Annotated in this window: 11 protein-coding genes; 9 read left to right on the top strand and 2 right to left on the bottom strand. The window is 63.5% G+C overall.

Annotated features, from left to right (window positions below):
• Nucleotides 1-197 precede the first annotated feature (197 nt).
• A complete protein-coding gene (locus BSG19_RS07830) occupies nucleotides 198-2,099 on the bottom strand; it encodes a potassium transporter Kup (protein ID WP_092986519.1) in 1,902 nt (633 codons plus the stop codon).
• A gap of 270 nt (nucleotides 2,100-2,369) precedes the next feature.
• Here BSG19_RS07830 and BSG19_RS07835 point away from each other — a divergent pair, with 270 nt between their 5' ends.
• The 9 genes from BSG19_RS07835 to cysG all read left to right on the top strand — a co-directional run bounded on the left by BSG19_RS07835 (nucleotide 2,370) and on the right by cysG (nucleotide 14,926).
• Nucleotides 2,370-2,957 carry an ANTAR domain-containing response regulator gene (locus tag BSG19_RS07835; protein ID WP_092986521.1) on the top strand — a complete coding sequence of 196 codons (588 nt, stop codon included), beginning with the start codon at nucleotides 2,370-2,372 and terminating at the stop codon, nucleotides 2,955-2,957.
• Nucleotides 2,958-3,000: 43 nt separating this feature from the next.
• Nucleotides 3,001-4,272, top strand: coding sequence for a CmpA/NrtA family ABC transporter substrate-binding protein (locus BSG19_RS07840; RefSeq protein WP_092986523.1), 1,272 nt, complete (start codon nucleotides 3,001-3,003; stop codon nucleotides 4,270-4,272).
• A 343-nt stretch (nucleotides 4,273-4,615) separates the two neighbouring features.
• A complete protein-coding gene (locus BSG19_RS07845; protein ID WP_092986525.1) occupies nucleotides 4,616-5,908 on the top strand; it encodes a CmpA/NrtA family ABC transporter substrate-binding protein in 1,293 nt (430 codons plus the stop codon).
• Between the two features lie 61 nt (nucleotides 5,909-5,969).
• Nucleotides 5,970-6,860 (top strand): nitrate ABC transporter permease, encoded by an 891-nt coding sequence (gene ntrB, locus BSG19_RS07850; protein ID WP_092986526.1) that lies wholly within the window; start codon nucleotides 5,970-5,972, stop codon nucleotides 6,858-6,860.
• Between the two features lie 14 nt (nucleotides 6,861-6,874).
• Entirely contained in the window at nucleotides 6,875-7,672 is a 798-nt protein-coding gene (locus tag BSG19_RS07855; protein ID WP_092986528.1) for an ABC transporter ATP-binding protein, read from the top strand.
• A 13-nt stretch (nucleotides 7,673-7,685) separates the two neighbouring features.
• Nucleotides 7,686-10,133: a nitrite reductase large subunit NirB gene (gene nirB, locus BSG19_RS07860; protein WP_092986530.1), complete on the top strand. Its 2,448-nt coding sequence runs from the start codon at nucleotides 7,686-7,688 to the stop codon at nucleotides 10,131-10,133.
• Nucleotides 10,134-10,138: 5 nt separating this feature from the next.
• Nucleotides 10,139-10,495, top strand: a complete 357-nt coding sequence (nirD, locus tag BSG19_RS07865) for a nitrite reductase small subunit NirD (RefSeq protein WP_092987339.1) — start codon at nucleotides 10,139-10,141, stop codon at nucleotides 10,493-10,495.
• Between the two features lie 209 nt (nucleotides 10,496-10,704).
• Nucleotides 10,705-13,410 carry a nitrate reductase gene (locus tag BSG19_RS07870; protein ID WP_092986532.1) on the top strand — a complete coding sequence of 902 codons (2,706 nt, stop codon included), beginning with the start codon at nucleotides 10,705-10,707 and terminating at the stop codon, nucleotides 13,408-13,410.
• Nucleotides 13,382-14,926: a siroheme synthase CysG gene (gene cysG, locus BSG19_RS07875; protein ID WP_092986534.1), complete on the top strand. Its 1,545-nt coding sequence runs from the start codon at nucleotides 13,382-13,384 to the stop codon at nucleotides 14,924-14,926. The genes BSG19_RS07870 and cysG overlap by 29 nt, the downstream gene beginning before the upstream one ends.
• On the opposite strand, the gene BSG19_RS07880 is transcribed toward cysG, so the two are convergent.
• Nucleotides 14,919-16,499: a gamma-glutamyltransferase family protein gene (locus tag BSG19_RS07880; RefSeq protein ID WP_092987341.1), complete on the bottom strand. Its 1,581-nt coding sequence runs from the start codon at nucleotides 16,497-16,499 to the stop codon at nucleotides 14,919-14,921. The genes cysG and BSG19_RS07880 overlap by 8 nt on opposite strands.
• Between the last annotated feature and the right edge of the window lies 1 nt (nucleotide 16,500).

A 16,500-nucleotide genomic window follows, 5' to 3' on the forward strand; every position in this document is an offset into this window, starting at 1 on the left:
CTGCTGGATGACGGCGACCCGTAAGGGGGCGGTGCCTGTCGCCTCTTCATTCTTACCGATACCGAGGCGCGTCGGTGCGCTGGTTAGCAGAAGATGGGTCCAAATGCCATAGGAGTAAGGGCTTCGTACGGTGTCTGCCGCAACGCATGATGCGAGATCGATCGTGGAGATCAGCAAAATACGCGTCTCCCTTGCAATCAGATCGTCACCTGTTCGCCCAGTTCCACAACCCGGTTTGCCGGCAGCCGGAAGTAGTCGGAAGGATCGATGCCGATGCCCGCGAGCGCGATGTAGAGGCGATCCTGCCACTTGGGCAGACCCGAGTTCGGGTCGCTGATCAGGTTGCGTCTTCCGACATAAAACGACGTCTGCATGATCTCGAACTTGAAACCCGCTTTCTTGCACAGGCCCAGCGCCTTGGACACATTCTGGTCGTCCATGAATCCGAATGTGATCTGGATTCGAAGAAAGCGCTCGGAAATCCGGATGAGTTCGATGCGCGATGCAGGCGGCACATAGGGCGTATCCGCGGTGCGAACGGTCAGGATGACGTTCTGCTCGTGCAGGACGTGGTTGTGCTTGATATTGTGCAGCAGCACGGCCGGCGTCTTGTCGGGCACGCTGGTCAGAAACACGGCCGTGCCGGGAACGGCGACGGGGGCGTGATCGGACTTCTTCTCGATGGACCGGATGAAGGTTTCAAGCGGGATGTCGTTGCGCGCAGTCTTCTCGCGCAAAATCATCGAGCCCTTTCGCCATGTCCACATGATGACCATGATGGTGGCCGCCAGCAGCACGGGCACCCAGCCGCCGTCATGGATCTTCAGAAGGTTTGCGGCGAGGAACACGGTTTCCAGAAGCAGCAACGGCAGGAGGATCGCACCAGCAGCAACGGCGCTCCATTTCCAGACAGAACGCAGAAACTGGAATGCCATGAGGGTGGTAACCACCATGGCGCCGGTGACAGAGATGCCATAGGCGGTCGCCAGCGACTCCGAGTCCCCGAAGGTGAAGATGAGCACGAGAACGCCGACGAAGAGCAGGGTGTTCACGGCGGGAACGTAGATCTGCCCCGTATTCGTCTCCGAGGTGAAGGTGATCTGCAGGCGTGGGAGGAACCCGAGATGGACCGCCTGCCGCGCCAGCGAAAAGGCGCCGGTGATAACGGCCTGGCTGGCGATGATCGTGGCGGCCGTTGCCAGAAGCACGACCGGCAACAGCGCCCAGTCCGGATACATCAGGTAGAACGGGTTTTCCGCCGCCTCCGGATGCGCCAGGACGAAGGCGCCCTGGCCGAGATAGTTGAGCGCCAGCGACGGGAAGACCAGGATGAACCACGCTACCTGGATCGGCTTGCGGCCGAAATGACCGAGATCGGCGTAGAGCGCTTCGGCCCCGGTGACGGTCAGGAAAACGGCGCCGAGCACGATCAGGCCGACGAAGCCCGCATGCGTGATGAACCACACGGCGTTGACGGGATTGAGAGCTTCGAGGATCGTATAGTCGTCACCGATATGCAGGATGCCCCCCCAGGCCATGGCAAGAAACCAGAGAATGGTGATCGGTCCAAAGAAATTGGAGACGGCGGCGGTACCGCGAGACTGGACAGCGAAAAGGCCCACCATCATGGCAGCCGAAATCGGCAGCACGTAGTCACCGAGCGCGGGCGTCACGAGCTTCAGCCCTTCGACGGCGGACATGACCGACAGCGCCGGCGTGATCATGGCATCCCCGATGAACAGGGCGGCACCGATAATGCCCGCAAAGAACAGAACCGGCATGTAGCGCCCTGTCTTCTTCATCAGCAAAGCGAGAAGCGACAGCGTGCCGCCTTCGCCGTCATTGTCGGCACGGAGAAGAAAGAGGACGTATTTGAAGGTGACGATGATCGTCAGCGTCCAGACCATCAGCGAGATGAGGCCGATGACCTCGTTATGGCTGATGCCGTCATGCGAAAAGGGGCGAAGCGCTTCGCGAAAGGCGTAGAGCGGGCTGGTCCCGATGTCGCCGTAGACGACGCCGATGGATCCCATGAGCAGGACGAGGAACTTCTTCGTGCCTGCGGTGTCCTGCTGGGCAGGGCCGGCGGATGCGGTCATGGAATGTCAGACTTTCCTTCACGTCTCGCACCGGGCAAGACACGTTGCGTGCGCAAACGGCTCGATCGAGATGCTTCGTCCGAGACGCGAAACGCCGTCGGTCACGGCGCCTGCGAGCCCAGACGGACATTGTATCCCGGCCGTTTCGAACACACCGTTACAATTATTGTCCGGTCGCGAGCAAGCACGAAGACGCATCGCTGTCCTGCGCGCCCAAATGTTGCAGCGGGACCGCTTGCGCATTCTGTTGCGCTGCACAAGAATAGGCGCATGCGCCACGCCGATCTCACGATCCTCGTTATCGATGAAAATGCCATCCGCTCTTCGATCATCGAGGAGGGCCTGCGCGAGGCCGGGCATCTGAAGGTGACGGTCATCCACGAGGTCAATGGCGTTGCCCGGATCATCGAGACACTGAAGCCGGACGTCATCATCATCGACCTCGAGAACCCGAACCGGGACATGATGGAGCATCTCTTCCAACTGACCCGAACTGTCAGTCGCCCGATCGCCATGTTCGTCGATCGCTCGGATACGGCTTCGATCGAGGCCGCCGTCGATGCCGGGGTTTCCGCCTATATCGTCGATGGCCTGCGCAAGGAGCGGGTGAAGCCGATCCTCGACATGGCCGTCAGCCGGTTCAATGCCTTTTCGAGGCTGCAGCGTGAACTGGCGGAAGCGAAATCCGCTCTCGAGGAGCGCAAGGTGGTGGAACGTGCCAAGGGCATCATGATGAAGATGCGCGGGCTCTCGGAGGAAGAAGCGTTCACCCTGTTGCGGCAGACCGCCATGAACGAGAAGAAGAAGATCGCCGATATCGCCCAAAGTGTCGTGACGGCGGCGGGTCTGCTGACATGACCGCTGCGTTCTGCCGCTACCCAAACGATCGGAGGATATGCCCATGACGACCACTCTCGTGGCGCCCGGCGCTGCCCTCGCGACACCGGCAAGGGGCACGAAGAGCGAGGGCTCCCGCGTCCTCAGGGCCGGCTTCATTCCTCTTGTCGATGCCTCGGTTCTGATTGCGGCGGCGGAGTTCGGTTTTGCGGCCCGCGAGGGGCTGGCGCTCGATCTCGTGCGCGACGTGTCCTGGGCCAATGTGCGGGATCGCCTGGCATTCCGTCAGTTCGATATCGCCCATATGCTCTCGCCAATGCCCGTCGCCTCCATGTTGGGGCTCGGCTCGAACCCGTCACCGACGATCACACCGTTTTCGCTCGGGCGCGGCGGCAATGCCATCACGCTGTCGACGCGGCTCTTTGCCCGCATGCGCGATGCCGGCGCGCCTGATGGAGCCGATGCGCTTGCGCAGGCCCGCGTGCTTCGCCGCGTTCTCGACGGAATGCGCGATGCCGGCGAGGTCCCGCCGACCTTCGGCATGACCTATCCGTTCTCGTCTCACAATTACGAGTTCCGCTATTGGCTCGCCGCTGGTGGCATCGATCCCGACCGGGACGTGAAGCTGGTCGTCGTTCCCCCTCCGCTGACGTCCGATGCGCTGGCCGCAGGCGCTATCGATGGTTTCTGCGTCGGCGCGCCGTGGAACATGGTGGCGTCGGAACGTGGCGTCGGCCGTATCGTCGCGGCCAAGCAGGACATCTGGCCGTCCGCGCCCGAGAAGGTCATCGGCATGCGTCCGGACTGGGCGGAGAGCCACCCGGAAACCGTCTCTCGCCTGCTGACCGCGCTGGATGCGGCCGCCCGGTGGTGCGATCAGGGTGAAAATCACGACGAACTGGCAGCGCTTCTCGCGCAGCCGAACTACATCGCGGCGCCGGTGGATATCATCCGTCGGGTGCTGGCTGGCGAGTTCAGCCTCGACAGCAGCGGCGAGCGGCGGGTTATCCCGGATTACTTCACCTTTCATGGCGGCTTTGCGAACTATCCCAGGCCGGGTCATGCGCTCTGGACCTACAGTCAGATGCTCCGCTGGGGACAGGCCGAGTGGTCGCCGGCGCTGGCGGAAAAAGCCGTGTCAGCCTATCGCCCCGATCTCTATCGTGCCGCTCTGGGCACGGGGCCTGACGACGCTGATTTCCGGGCGGAAGGCACGTCCTATGGTGATCGTTTCATGGATGGTTTTACCTTCGATCCCGAACGCATCCCGGATTACGTCGCCGCCTTTCCCGTGCGTTACGAGCAGGCTTTGAGCCCGGTCGGCGAGGAAACCTAATAGTCGCTGCCGTTTTGCGATGCACGATTTTCGCTGGATTGCGCGCAGTTGGCTAGAAGATAAGCAAGAAGAATATTGGTTATCTTTCATGCACTATAGAAATTACGGTTTATATTCATACAGTTAATTGATTTAAAGGCATCTGGCACGCCGCTTGCTTGTTAGAAACTGCTCAGTCAACGGCGATTGAAGCGAAAGAGCGCAAGATGCGCTCACCCAATGACACCGACGTCGCAAGGTTTTTGCTCCGGAGCTTCAGGCTCCTTGGGATGCATTTTCCGAGCGGCGTTTTTTTGTGCCGAATTTCAAAGCTTCCGCCCGTTTCACCAGAGGATATCCTTCGATGACCCGTATTCTGACCCAGTCCCTGAGCCGCCGCTCGATCCTCAAGACCGGTGCCACCGCAGCACTCCTCACGGCTGCGAAGGCCGCTTTCCCCGGTGGCGCCTTTGCGCAAGGGGCAGGGCCGGAGACCACCAAGGCAACGCTCGGCTTCATCGCGTTGACGGACAGCTCGCCGCTGATCATCGCCAAGGAGAAGGGCTTCTTCGACAAGCATGGCATGACGGATGTGAATGTCGTCAAGCAGGCATCCTGGGGCACGACGCGCGACAATCTGGTGCTCGGCTCCGCCGGCAACGGCATCGACGGTGCGCATATCCTCACCCCGATGCCCTACCTCATCTCCGCCGGCAAGGTGACCCAGAACAACCAGCCGCTGCCCATGTCGATCCTCGCCCGGCTCAATCTCGATGCCCAGGCGATCTCGGTCGGCTCGGCCTATGCGGACCTGAAGGTCGGCATCGACTCCGGCGTTCTAAAGGAGGTCTTCGCGAAGAAGAAAGCCGAAGGCACGGCGGCCAAGGTCGCCATGACCTTCCCCGGCGGCACGCACGATCTCTGGATCCGCTACTGGCTCGCGGCCGGCGGGATCGATCCGGATACGGATGTCGAAACCATCGTCGTTCCCCCGCCGCAGATGGTCGCCAACATGAAGGTCGGCACCATGGACTGTTTCTGCGTCGGCGAACCCTGGAATGCGCAGCTGGTCAATCAGGGCATCGGCTATACCGCGGCAAATACCGCCGAGATCTGGAACAAGCATCCCGAAAAGTCCTTCGCAATGCGCAGCGACTGGGTCGAAGCCAACCCGAATGCCGCCAAGGCGCTGACCATGGCCATCATGGAAGCCCAGCAATGGTGCGACGACATGGCCAACAAGGAAGAACTGGCCGCCATCATCGGCAAGCGCGCCTGGTTCAACGTGCCGGCCAAGGACATCGTCGGCCGCCTGAAGGGCGAATATGACTACGGCAACGGCAAGGTGGTCGACCAGAGCCCGCATCTGATGAAGTTCTGGGCCGACCATGCCTCCTACCCCTACCAGAGCCATGATGCATGGTTCCTGACCGAGGACATGCGCTGGGGCAAATATGCTGCGGACACCGACATCAAGGCGCTGATCTCCAAGGTCAATCGCGAGGACATCTGGCGCGCCGCCGCCAAGGATCTCGGCATCACGGACGTGCCCGCCTCCACGTCGCGCGGCGTCGAGACCTTCTTCGACGGCAAGACCTTCGATCCGGCCAACCCGGAAGCCTACCTGCAGAGCCTCTCGATCAAGCGCTTCGCCTGACCGGACCCGATCGGCCGGCGCCTGGCGCGTCGGCCGCAACCCTCATTCCCAGGAGACCGGCATGTCCGTCACCAATCTCAACACGGCCCCGGCCAAGACGAAGCCTAGCGCTCAGGTTGTCACCTTCACCGCTCCGGTCAATCGTCCGGCCCCCACGCCCTTCATGCGTCGCCTGTCGGCTATCTCGAGTGATCTCGTACCGCCGCTCGTGACGCTGCTCGTGCTGCTCGCGGCCTGGGAGCTCATCTGTTCCTCCCCGACATCGAGCCTGCCGTCCCCGACGCGGGTGATGGCCGAGAGCTGGGATCTGATCGTCCATCCCTTCTACATCGGTCAGGGCACCGATCAGGGCATGGCCTGGCACATCATGGCCAGCCTCCAGCGCGTGGCCGTGGGATATGCCATCGCCGCCGTCGTCGGTATCGCCATGGGCGTTCTCGTCGGGCAGAGCCAGTGGGCCATGAAGGGTCTCGATCCGATCTTCCAGATCCTGCGCACCGTGCCGCCGCTCGCCTGGCTGCCGCTGTCGCTCGCCGCCTTCCGTGACGGCAATCCCTCGGCGATCTTCGTCATCTTCATCACCGCGGTCTGGCCGATCATCATCAACACCGCCGTCGGCATCCGCAACATCCCGCAGGATTATCAGAACGTCGCCAAGGTGCTGCGTCTCAACCAGCTCGAATATTTTTCCAAGATCATGCTGCCGGCCGCCGCTCCTTACATCTTCACCGGCTTGCGCATCGGCATCGGCCTTTCCTGGCTCGCCATCGTCGCGGCCGAAATGCTCATCGGCGGCGTCGGTATCGGCTTCTTCATCTGGGACGCTTGGAATTCCTCGCTGATCAGCGACATCATCGTCGCCCTCATCTACGTCGGCGTCGTCGGCTTCTTCCTTGATCGCTTCATCGCATTCATCGGCCGCGCGGTCACCCGCGGCACTGCAACGGCCTGAAGGAGGACGTTCCCATGGCAAAAAGCTATCTCTCCATCGAACTGGTCGACAAGTCGTTCGAGCGCAACGGTCAGGTTTCCGAAGTGCTCAAGCAGGTCTCGCTGGGCGTCGAAAAGGGCGAGTTCATCTCGATCATCGGCCATTCCGGCTGCGGCAAGTCCACGCTGCTCAACCTTGTCGCCGGCCTGACGAAGGTCACCAGCGGAGCTGTGCTTCTCGAGGACAAGGAAGTCTCCGAGCCCGGCCCGGAGCGCGCGGTGGTTTTCCAGAACCACTCGCTCCTTCCCTGGCTCTCCGTCTACGAAAACGTGTCGCTTGCCGTCGACAAGGTCTTTTCCCGCAAGAAGTCGAAGGCGGAACGCCATGACTGGGTCATGCGCAATCTCGATCTCGTGCAGATGACGCACGCCAAGGACAAGAAGCCCTCCGAGGTATCCGGCGGCATGAAGCAACGTGTCGGCATCGCCCGCGCGCTCGCCATGGAGCCGAAGGTGCTGTTGCTCGACGAGCCTTTCGGCGCGCTCGATGCGCTCACCCGCGCCCACCTGCAGGATCAGGTGATGCAGATCCATGCAAAGCTCGGCAACACCGTGCTGATGATCACCCACGATGTGGATGAGGCGGTGCTGCTGTCCGACCGTATCGTCATGATGACCAACGGCCCGGCGGCCCGCATCGGCGAGATCCTCGACGTGCCGATCGCCCGTCCGCGCAACCGCATCGAGCTGGCCACAGACCGCACTTACCTCAAATGTCGGGAAGCCGTCCTGAAGTTCCTCTACGAGCGTCACCGCCTCGTTGAAGCCGCTTGAAGGAGAGGATGACATGAAACAGAAACTGGTCATCATCGGCAACGGCATGGCGCCCGGCCGCATGCTGGAAGAACTTTTCGAGCAGGCTCCCGGCCTCTACGACGTCGTGATCTTCAACGCCGAGCCGCGCGTCAACTACGACCGCATCATGCTGTCGCCGGTTCTCTCCGGCGAGAAGCTCTACGAGGATATCGTCATCCATGGCGACGACTGGTACGCCCGCAACGGCGTGACCTTGCACAAGGGTGCGAAGGTCACAGGCATCGACCGCGTCGCAAAGACCGTGACATCTGCGGCCGGCATATCGGCGGCTTACGACAAGCTGGTCATCGCCACGGGCTCGCTGCCCTTTATCATCCCGGTTCCCGGCCACGATCTGCCGGGCGTTCTTGCCTACCGCGATCTCGACGATGTGGAGAAGATGCTCGACGCCACGAAGCGCGGCGGCCGTGCCATCGTCATCGGCGCCGGCCTGCTCGGACTGGAGGCCGCCTATGGCCTCAAGCGCCAGGGCATGGACGTCACCGTGATTCACATCAACCCGACGATCATGGACCGCCAGCTCGATCCGCCGGCGGCCTATCTGCTCGAAAAGGCGCTGACCGACCGCGGCATCGAGATCATCACCAAGGCCAATACCAAATGCGTGCTCGGCACCGAAAAGGTGGAAGGCATCGAACTGGACGACGGGCGCATTATCGAAGGCACGACCGTCATCATGGCGGTCGGCATCCGTCCGGCAGCGCAGATCGCGAAGGATGCCGGCATTGCCGTCAATCGCGGCATCGTGGTGGACGACGGCATGATGACGTCGGATGCATCCATCTTCGCGCTCGGCGAATGCGCCGAACATCGCGGCATCTGCTACGGCCTCGTCGCGCCGCTCTATGAAAGCGCAAAGACGCTCGCCGACCGCCTGATCGGCGGCGCCTCGGAGTACAAGGGCTCGGTCGTCAATACGAAGCTCAAGGTGACCGGCATCAACCTGTTCTCGGCCGGTGATTTCGCCGAAGGCGAGGACCGCGAGGAGATCGTGCTGCGGGACGCGACAGCCGGCGTCTACAAGCGCCTCGTGCTGAAGGACAATCGCATCGTCGGCGCCGTGCTCTACGGCGAGACGGCGGACGGGGCCTGGTTCTTCGACATGATCAAGCGGGGAACCGACATCTCCGAGATGCGCGATACCCTCATTTTCGGCCAGGCCTATCAGGGGGGCAGCCCGCTGGACCCTACGGCGGCCGTTGCAGCCTTGCCGGATGATGCGGAAATCTGCGGCTGCAACGGCGTGTGCAAGAGCAAGATCGTCGGCACGATCAACGCCAAGGGTCTGACCTCGCTCGACGACGTGCGCGCCCACACCAAGGCATCCGCATCCTGCGGTTCCTGCACCGGCCTCGTCGAGCAACTGATGGTGCTGACGCTCGGCGACAGCTACAACCCGGCGGCCGTCCAGCCGATGTGCAAATGCACCGAGCTCGGCCATGACGACGTGCGTCGCCTGATCGTTGCCAAGGGGCTGAAGACCATTCCGGCGGTCATGCAGGAGCTGGAGTGGAAGACCTCCTGCGGCTGCGCCAAGTGTCGCCCGGCGCTCAACTATTACCTCGTCTGCGACTGGCCGGACGAATATGCCGACGACTACCAGTCACGCTTCATCAACGAGCGCGTCCATGCCAACATCCAGAAGGACGGCACCTATTCCGTCGTTCCCAGAATGTGGGGCGGCGTGACCAATGCAGGCGAACTCCGCGCGATCGCCGACGTGGTGGACAAGTTCGAGATCCCCATGGTCAAGGTCACCGGCGGGCAGCGCATCGACCTTCTCGGCATCCACAAGGAAGACCTGCCTGCCGTCTGGGCAGATCTCGGCAAGGCCGGCTTCGTCTCGGGCCAAGCCTATGCCAAGGGCTTGCGAACCGTGAAGACCTGCGTCGGCACGGACTGGTGCCGCTTCGGCACGCAGGATTCGACCGGGTTCGGAATCCGGCTTGAGAAGTTCATGTGGGGCTCGTGGACGCCGGCCAAGCTGAAGCTCGCCGTCTCCGGATGTCCGCGCAACTGCGCGGAAGCGACCTGCAAGGACATCGGCGTCATCTGCGTCGATAGCGGCTACGAGATCCATTTCGCAGGCGCTGCCGGCCTCGACATCAAGGGCACGGAAGTGCTCGGCCTCGTGGCGACCGAAGACGAAGCCCTCGAACACATTGTCGCGCTGGCGCAGATGTACCGTGAGCAGGGCCGTTATCTCGAGCGCATCTACAAATGGGCAAAGCGGGTCGGGCTCGACGAAATCCGCCGCCAGATCATGGGCGATGCGGAAAAGCGCAAGGGCTACTTCGACCGCTTCGTCTTCTCCCAAAAATTCGCACAGGTCGATCCCTGGTCGGAGCGCGTCTCCGGCAAGGACAAGCACGAGTTCAAGCCCATGGCCGTTGTCGGCATGGCGGAAGCGGCGGAGTGATGGCGATGGAAACAAACTGGCCGGACGAAAACTGGGTCGAGATCGGCGATATCCACGATATCCCGGTGCGCGGCGCGCGTTGCGTCAAGACCCCTCAAGGCCGCATCGCCGTGTTCCGCACGGCGGAGGATCACGTCTACGCCATGGAAGATCGCTGCCCACACAAAGGCGGCCCGCTCTCTCAAGGCATTGTTCATGGCACCTCGGTCACCTGTCCACTGCACAACATGGTCATCTCGCTGGAAACGGGCAGGGCGCTCGGTGCCGACGAGGGCGAGGTCCGCACGGTGGCCGTCCGCAACCGCGACGGCATGCTGTCGATCGCGCTGGACAGTCTGATGCTGATGGTTGCGGCGGAGTAGGGGCGGTGCTCGCATCAGCCCCTCATCCCCCTGCCGGGCTCTTCTCCCCGCGCGCGGGGAGAAGGGACATGTGGCAAGCGCTCGCCTCTATGTCGAAGGCTCATGACCGAGCCTGAGCCCGTGCCACAATGTCTTCTCCCCGCAGGCGGGGAGAAGGTGACGGCAGCCGGATGAGGGGCTCCCCCTCACGTCAACCTTGGGAAATGTCGATGCCCGTTGAGACCAAGACCACCTGTCCCTATTGCGGTGTCGGCTGCGGCGTGATCGCTCGCGTCGAGGAGACCGGCACGGTCTCGGTGCGCGGCGATCCGGATCATCCGGCGAATTTCGGCAGGCTTTGTTCCAAGGGCTCGGCGCTTGCCGAAACCATCGATCTCGACGGCCGCCTGCTCGTGCCACAGATCGCCGGGGCACCTGCGTCGTGGGATGCGGCGCTCGATCTGGTCGCCACGACCTTTGCCGAGACGATCCGCGAGCACGGGCCGGATTCCGTCGCCTTCTATGTCTCGGGCCAGCTCCTCACCGAGGATTACTACGTCGCCAACAAGCTGATGAAAGGGTTCATCGGCTCGGCGAATATCGACACCAATTCGCGTCTCTGCATGTCCTCGTCGGTTGCCGGCCACCGCCGCGCCTTCGGCTCGGATACGGTGCCGGGCACCTATGCCGATATCGAGCTTGCCGATCTCGTGGTGCTCACCGGCTCCAATCTCGCCTGGTGCCACCCGGTCATCTACCAGCGTCTTGCCACTGCCAAGGCTGCGCGGCCGCAGATGAAGGTCGTCGTCATCGATCCACGCCGCACGGCGACAAGCGACATCGCCGATCTGCATCTGTCGATCCTGCCGGATGGCGATACGGCGCTGTTCGGCGGCCTGCTCGCCGATCTCGCGTCCAATGGTCGGCTCGACCGGACATTCATCGACGACCACACGCAAGGCTTCGAGGCGGCGCTGTCCCGCGTTGCGCATCTCGGCATCGCCGACGTGGCCGAGGCCACCGGTCTTGACGCCGCCGACATCGCTGAATTCTACGCGCTGTTTGCCGCCAGCGACCGCGTGGTCACCTGCTACAGCCAGGGGGTCAACCAGTCTTCGTCCGGCAGCGACAAAGTCAATGCCATCATCAACTGCCACCTCGCCACCGGCCGCATCGGACGGCCCGGCATGGGGCCGTTCTCGTTGACCGGCCAACCCAATGCCATGGGCGGACGCGAGGTCGGCGGGCTCGCCAATATGCTCGCCGCTCACATGGCGATCGAAAGCAGCGATGACCGCGACACGGTCCAGCGCTTCTGGCAGTCGCCGGCCATAGCGGACAAACCGGGGCTCAAGGCCGTCGATCTGTTCCGGGCGGTCGCGGACGGGCGGGTGAAGGCGATCTGGATCATGGCGACCAACCCGGTCGTCTCGATGCCGGAAGCCGATCTCGTGCGGGCAGCGCTCGCCGCCTGTCCCTTCGTCGTCGTCTCCGATGTCATGGCAGAGACCGACACGACGGCGCACGCGCACGTCCTGCTGCCGTCGCTCGGCTGGGGCGAGAAGCAGGGAACGGTGACCAATTCCGAGCGCCGTATCTCGCGCCAGCGCGCGTTTCTCGCCGCCCCCGGCGAGGCCAAAGCCGACTGGTGGCAGATGGCGCAGGTCGCCAGGCGCATGGGCTTTTCCGCCGCGTTCGATTTCGCCCATCCGGCGGCTGTCTTTGCGGAACATGCCGCACTTTCCACATTCGAGAATGAAGGAAGCCGGGATTTCGACATCGGCGCCCATGCCGATATCACGGCGGATGCCTACGACATGCTGGCGCCCTTCCAGTGGCCGCATCCGGCCGGCACGGGGGCAAGCGTTGCGGACAGCCGCTTCTTCGCAGACGGCCGCTTCTACCATCCGGACGGCCGGGCGCGCTTCGTGCCCGTCGTCCCTGCTCGGGATCGTCGCACGACCGCGGCGCATCCTTTCGCGCTGAATACCGGCCGCATCCGCGACCAGTGGCATACGATGACGCGCACGGGAAAGACGGCGCGGCTGACCGCCCATTTCGCAGAACCCTTCGTGGAGATTCATCCTGACGATGCGGAGGCACTTGATCTGATGCCGGCGGACCTCGTGGTGCTGGAAAGCCCGCAGGGAAGGGCGGTTCTGCGCGCTCTCGTAACCCCGCGCCAGAAGCCAGGTCATCTCTTTGCGCCCATGCACTGGAACGACCAGTTCGCCTCCGCCGCCCGTATCGGTGCGCTGGTGCCGGGGCTGGTTGACCCTGTGTCAGGCCAGCCCGCCTCCAAGCATCTGGCCGTCGCCGCTGCCAAGCTCGATGTCGGGCTCTATGGTTTTGCAATATCGGTCGAGAAGCCCGAAATATCCAAATCTCACACTCATCCGCTCGCCTATCACGCGCTCGCCCGGGCGGTCGGTGGCTGGCGGATGGAGTTTGCGGCTGCGCCCTTAACCCTCGGGGAGGAGGGCGGGGTGCAGGATCGCGACTGGACCGGGTGGAGTGTCGAAACGCTCGGCATTCCCCCCGGACTTGAACCCCTAGGCTACCGCGACGCCGTCACCGGCCATATCCGATTGGCCTTCTTCGACGGCGAGCGGCTGCTCGGCGCCGTTTTTCTCAGCCCACGGCCTGTGGCCGTCGCCAGAAACTGGGCGATCGCCCAGCTTGGCGCCGTCCATTCCGATCTGCGGCACCGCTTCGCGGTCGTCGCAGGCCGGCCGGGTGCGGAAGCGATCGATCCCGGTGCAACGGTCTGTTCCTGCTTCAATGTGGGCATCAACCAGATCGTCGCCGCGGCGACCGGTGGATGCTGCACGGTCGAGGCCATCGGCAAGGCCCTCAACGCAGGCACCAATTGCGGCTCCTGCCGCGCAGAGATCAGGGAGATCCTCAATGGAACGCGTATCGCTGCTGCGGAGTGACGCAACCTTTCCCCGCGAAGGTGCGACAGCGAGGTCTGGTGCCCGCGTCGAGGCGTTGGCGAAACTCCCCGTCTTCTGGGGTCTGGAAGGCAAGCGGGTCATCCTCGCCGGAGGCACGGAGGGCGCATGCTGGAAGGCGGAACTTCTCGCTGCTTGTGGCGCCGAGGTCCACGTCTACGCCCCCGAGGACGCGCTCTGTGACGCCTTTGCCGATATGCTCCTGCGTCACGCGGAAGACCATGCGCGTGGTGCATTCGTCCATCACCCACAGGCGTGGACGGCAGGCATCATGTCCGGGGCGGCCCTCGCCATCGCCGATTGTGAGGAAGAAGACGAGGCGCGCGCCTTTTACGATGCCGCGATTGCTGCCGGCGTGCCGGTCAATGTCATCGATAAGCCGGCTTTCTGCCAGTTCCAGTTCGGCTCCATCGTCAATCGCTCGCCGGTCGTCGTTGCGATCTCCACGGATGGTGCCGCGCCCATCCTGGCGCAGGCGATCCGCCGTCGCATCGAAACGCTGCTGCCGCAGAGCATCAAGGGCTGGTCGATGCTGGCTCAGTCGCTGCGTGATGCTGTCAGTGCGCGTCTGCACCCGGGACAGGAGCGGCGCGCCTTCTGGGAGCGCTTTGTCGATCGGGCGTTCACCACCGTTCCCACAGCGCAGAGTGCTGCGGATCTCGTCGCAGAGGCCGACCGGCTGACTGCCGGGCGTAAAGACGCGCAGGGTGGGCAGGCTATTGGCAAGGTCACGCTGGTCGGTGCTGGCCCCGGGGATGCGGAGCTGCTGACCTTAAAAGCCGTTCGCGCATTACAGGCCGCCGACGTCATCCTGTTCGACGATCTCGTTTCCGGCGATGTTCTGGAACTGGCCCGTCGCGAGGCCAAGCGCATGCTGGTGGGAAAACGCGGCGGCCGCACCAGTTGCAAGCAGGAGGACATCAACGCGATGATGGTCACCTTTGCCAGGGCCGGCAAGACCGTGGTGCGCCTGAAGAGCGGTGATCCCATGGTGTTCGGCCGGGCAGGGGAAGAGATCGCCTGTCTGGAGGCACATGGCATTCCGGTGGATGTCGTGCCTGGTATCACCGCCGCCAGCGCGCTCGCCTCCCGCCTCGGCGTCTCCCTGACCCACCGCGATCACACACACGCCGTCCGCTTTATCACCGGTCATTCGCGAAAGGGATGCCTGCCGATTGATGTCGACTGGCGTGCCTGCGCCGACCCGCGCACGACGACAGTCTTCTACATGGGAGGACGCACGGCCTCCGCCATCGCCGAGCGGCTGATGGCCGAGGGGATGGCAGGCGACATGCCTGTTGTCATCGCCTCCAACATCAGCCGCGCAGAGGAGCGACGCTGGCACGGCACCGTATCGACCATGCACATCGGCATCGCCGAGATCGGCTACGACAATCCCGTCCTGATCGGTGTCGGCAGGGTCTTTCCCAAGGCTTCCATCGAAAGCCATGCTCTCCCGGAAGAAACGGAATTTTCGATACAGCGGATCGCTATTTAGCCGGCGACATATCTTCGTTGACAGCGATGGCGATGCCGTCACCGCGCGGATCATGCGCGCCGTCCAGTATACCGTCTTCCTTTATGCGAATGATGCCCGCCTGGCCCGCGATCGGGCTCCGAGCGGGCAGGGGCGATAGCAGATGGCCGCGCTCGGTGAGCGTCTCGAAAACGGCTTCTCCTGCGTCCGCTTCGAGCTTCAGGCTGTCGCGGCTGTCGGAAAAGGTCTTGCCGAGCAGGAAGCGGGGGCCGGCAAGCACCTGTGCCGGGTCCTCGGCGAAATCGATCAGCCGGGTGAGAAGCATGGCCAGCGTCTGCGGTTGCCCGTCGGCGCCTTGCGTGCCGTAGATCAGTTCCGGGCGCCCGTTGCGCAGGCCCATGCCGGGATTGAGCGTGTAGAAGGGCCGTTTGCCCGGCGCGAGCACATTCGGGTGACCGGGGTCGAGCGAGAATGCGGCACCCCGGTTTTGCCAGAGAATGCCGGTGTCGCCGACGACCACGCCGCTTCCCCAGTCGAAATAGGTGCTCTGGAGCACGCTGACGCTGCGCCCCTCGGCGTCCGTGGCACCGAAGAACACGGTGTCGCCGTTACGAAACACATGCGGCCAGTCCTTCGCCCGGGCGATATCGATGGCCTGTGCCCGTCCGGCGAGACGGCGGGGATCAAGAATCTCGTCGATCTGCTGCTCGCTCGCATCGGGATCGGCAAGTCCATGCCGGTCGAGAAAAGCCTGCTTAACCGCCTCGACGCAGAGATGCAGATGATCGGCACTCCCGGCCTCAAGCGCGCCAAGGTCGAAATGCGAGAGAATGCCCATGATGGCAAGCGTCGTGACCCCTTGCGTCGGCGGCGGCGGCGCCAGAAGTTCGACCCCGCGGTAGACGAGGCTTGCCGGTGCCTCCTCCCGCGTTCGCGTTGCCGCGAGATCCGCCGCCGTCAGCGGAGACCCGGCCGCACGCAATCCGTCAGCAATCGCCTGCGCCAGTGCCCCCTCGTAGAAGGCGCGCGGTCCGTCCGCCGCCAGCCGTTCGAGCGTGCGCGCGAGCTGCGGCTGGCGAAAGATCGCGCCGACCTCCGGGGCAGCGCCGCCTGGCATGAACACGTTGGCAAAACCCGGCCAGCCCGCTGCCTCCGCCTTGCGGAAGTCGAGCCAGAAGGCCTGCGACGCCGTTACCGGAAATCCCTCCCGTGCAAAGCCGATAGCGTCGTTCAGCAAGCTGGCGAAGGGCTGCCTTCCAGCCCAATGCTGCGCCGAATAGGCATGCGCATGCCCCCAGCTATCCACCACGCAGGCGCTGGTCAGGGCCGAGCCCGGACCGCGAAGCGGGATCCCGTCTTCGTCTCCGCTGCGCGCGGGCAATTGCCGCGCCGCCTGTCCGATGCCGAGAAAGCATGTCCGCCGCCCATCGGGATCGGCAACAATCCAGACGGCATCGCCGCCGAGACCGCAGAAATGCGGGTAAAGCACGGCAATGGCAGCACCGGTTGCGATGCAGGCTTCCAGCGCATTGCCACCGTCGCGCAGGACGCGTGCACCCGCCTCGCTCGCCAGTGCATGAGGACTGGTGACCATC

Origin of the sequence: Rhizobium sp. NFR03, from assembly GCF_900111275.1 — a bacterium.
GTDB lineage: Bacteria > Pseudomonadota > Alphaproteobacteria > Rhizobiales > Rhizobiaceae > Ferranicluibacter.

Bases quoted from the DNA above. Each gene is read 5' to 3' on its own strand.
- BSG19_RS07830 (WP_092986519.1), bottom strand. From the start codon at position 2,099: ATGACCGCATCCGCCGGCCCTGCCCAGCAGGACACCGCAGGCACGAAG.
- BSG19_RS07840 (WP_092986523.1), top strand. From the start codon at position 3,001: ATGACGACCACTCTCGTGGCGCCCGGCGCTGCCCTCGCGACACCGGCA.
- nirB (WP_092986530.1), top strand. From the start codon at position 7,686: ATGAAACAGAAACTGGTCATCATCGGCAACGGCATGGCGCCCGGCCGC.
- BSG19_RS07845 (WP_092986525.1), top strand. From the start codon at position 4,616: ATGACCCGTATTCTGACCCAGTCCCTGAGCCGCCGCTCGATCCTCAAG.
- BSG19_RS07855 (WP_092986528.1), top strand. From the start codon at position 6,875: ATGGCAAAAAGCTATCTCTCCATCGAACTGGTCGACAAGTCGTTCGAG.
- nirD (WP_092987339.1), top strand. From the start codon at position 10,139: ATGGAAACAAACTGGCCGGACGAAAACTGGGTCGAGATCGGCGATATC.
- cysG (WP_092986534.1), top strand. From the start codon at position 13,382: ATGGAACGCGTATCGCTGCTGCGGAGTGACGCAACCTTTCCCCGCGAA.
- BSG19_RS07870 (WP_092986532.1), top strand. From the start codon at position 10,705: ATGCCCGTTGAGACCAAGACCACCTGTCCCTATTGCGGTGTCGGCTGC.
- BSG19_RS07880 (WP_092987341.1), bottom strand. From the start codon at position 16,499: ATGGTCACCAGTCCTCATGCACTGGCGAGCGAGGCGGGTGCACGCGTC.
- ntrB (WP_092986526.1), top strand. From the start codon at position 5,970: ATGTCCGTCACCAATCTCAACACGGCCCCGGCCAAGACGAAGCCTAGC.
- BSG19_RS07835 (WP_092986521.1), top strand. From the start codon at position 2,370: ATGCGCCACGCCGATCTCACGATCCTCGTTATCGATGAAAATGCCATC.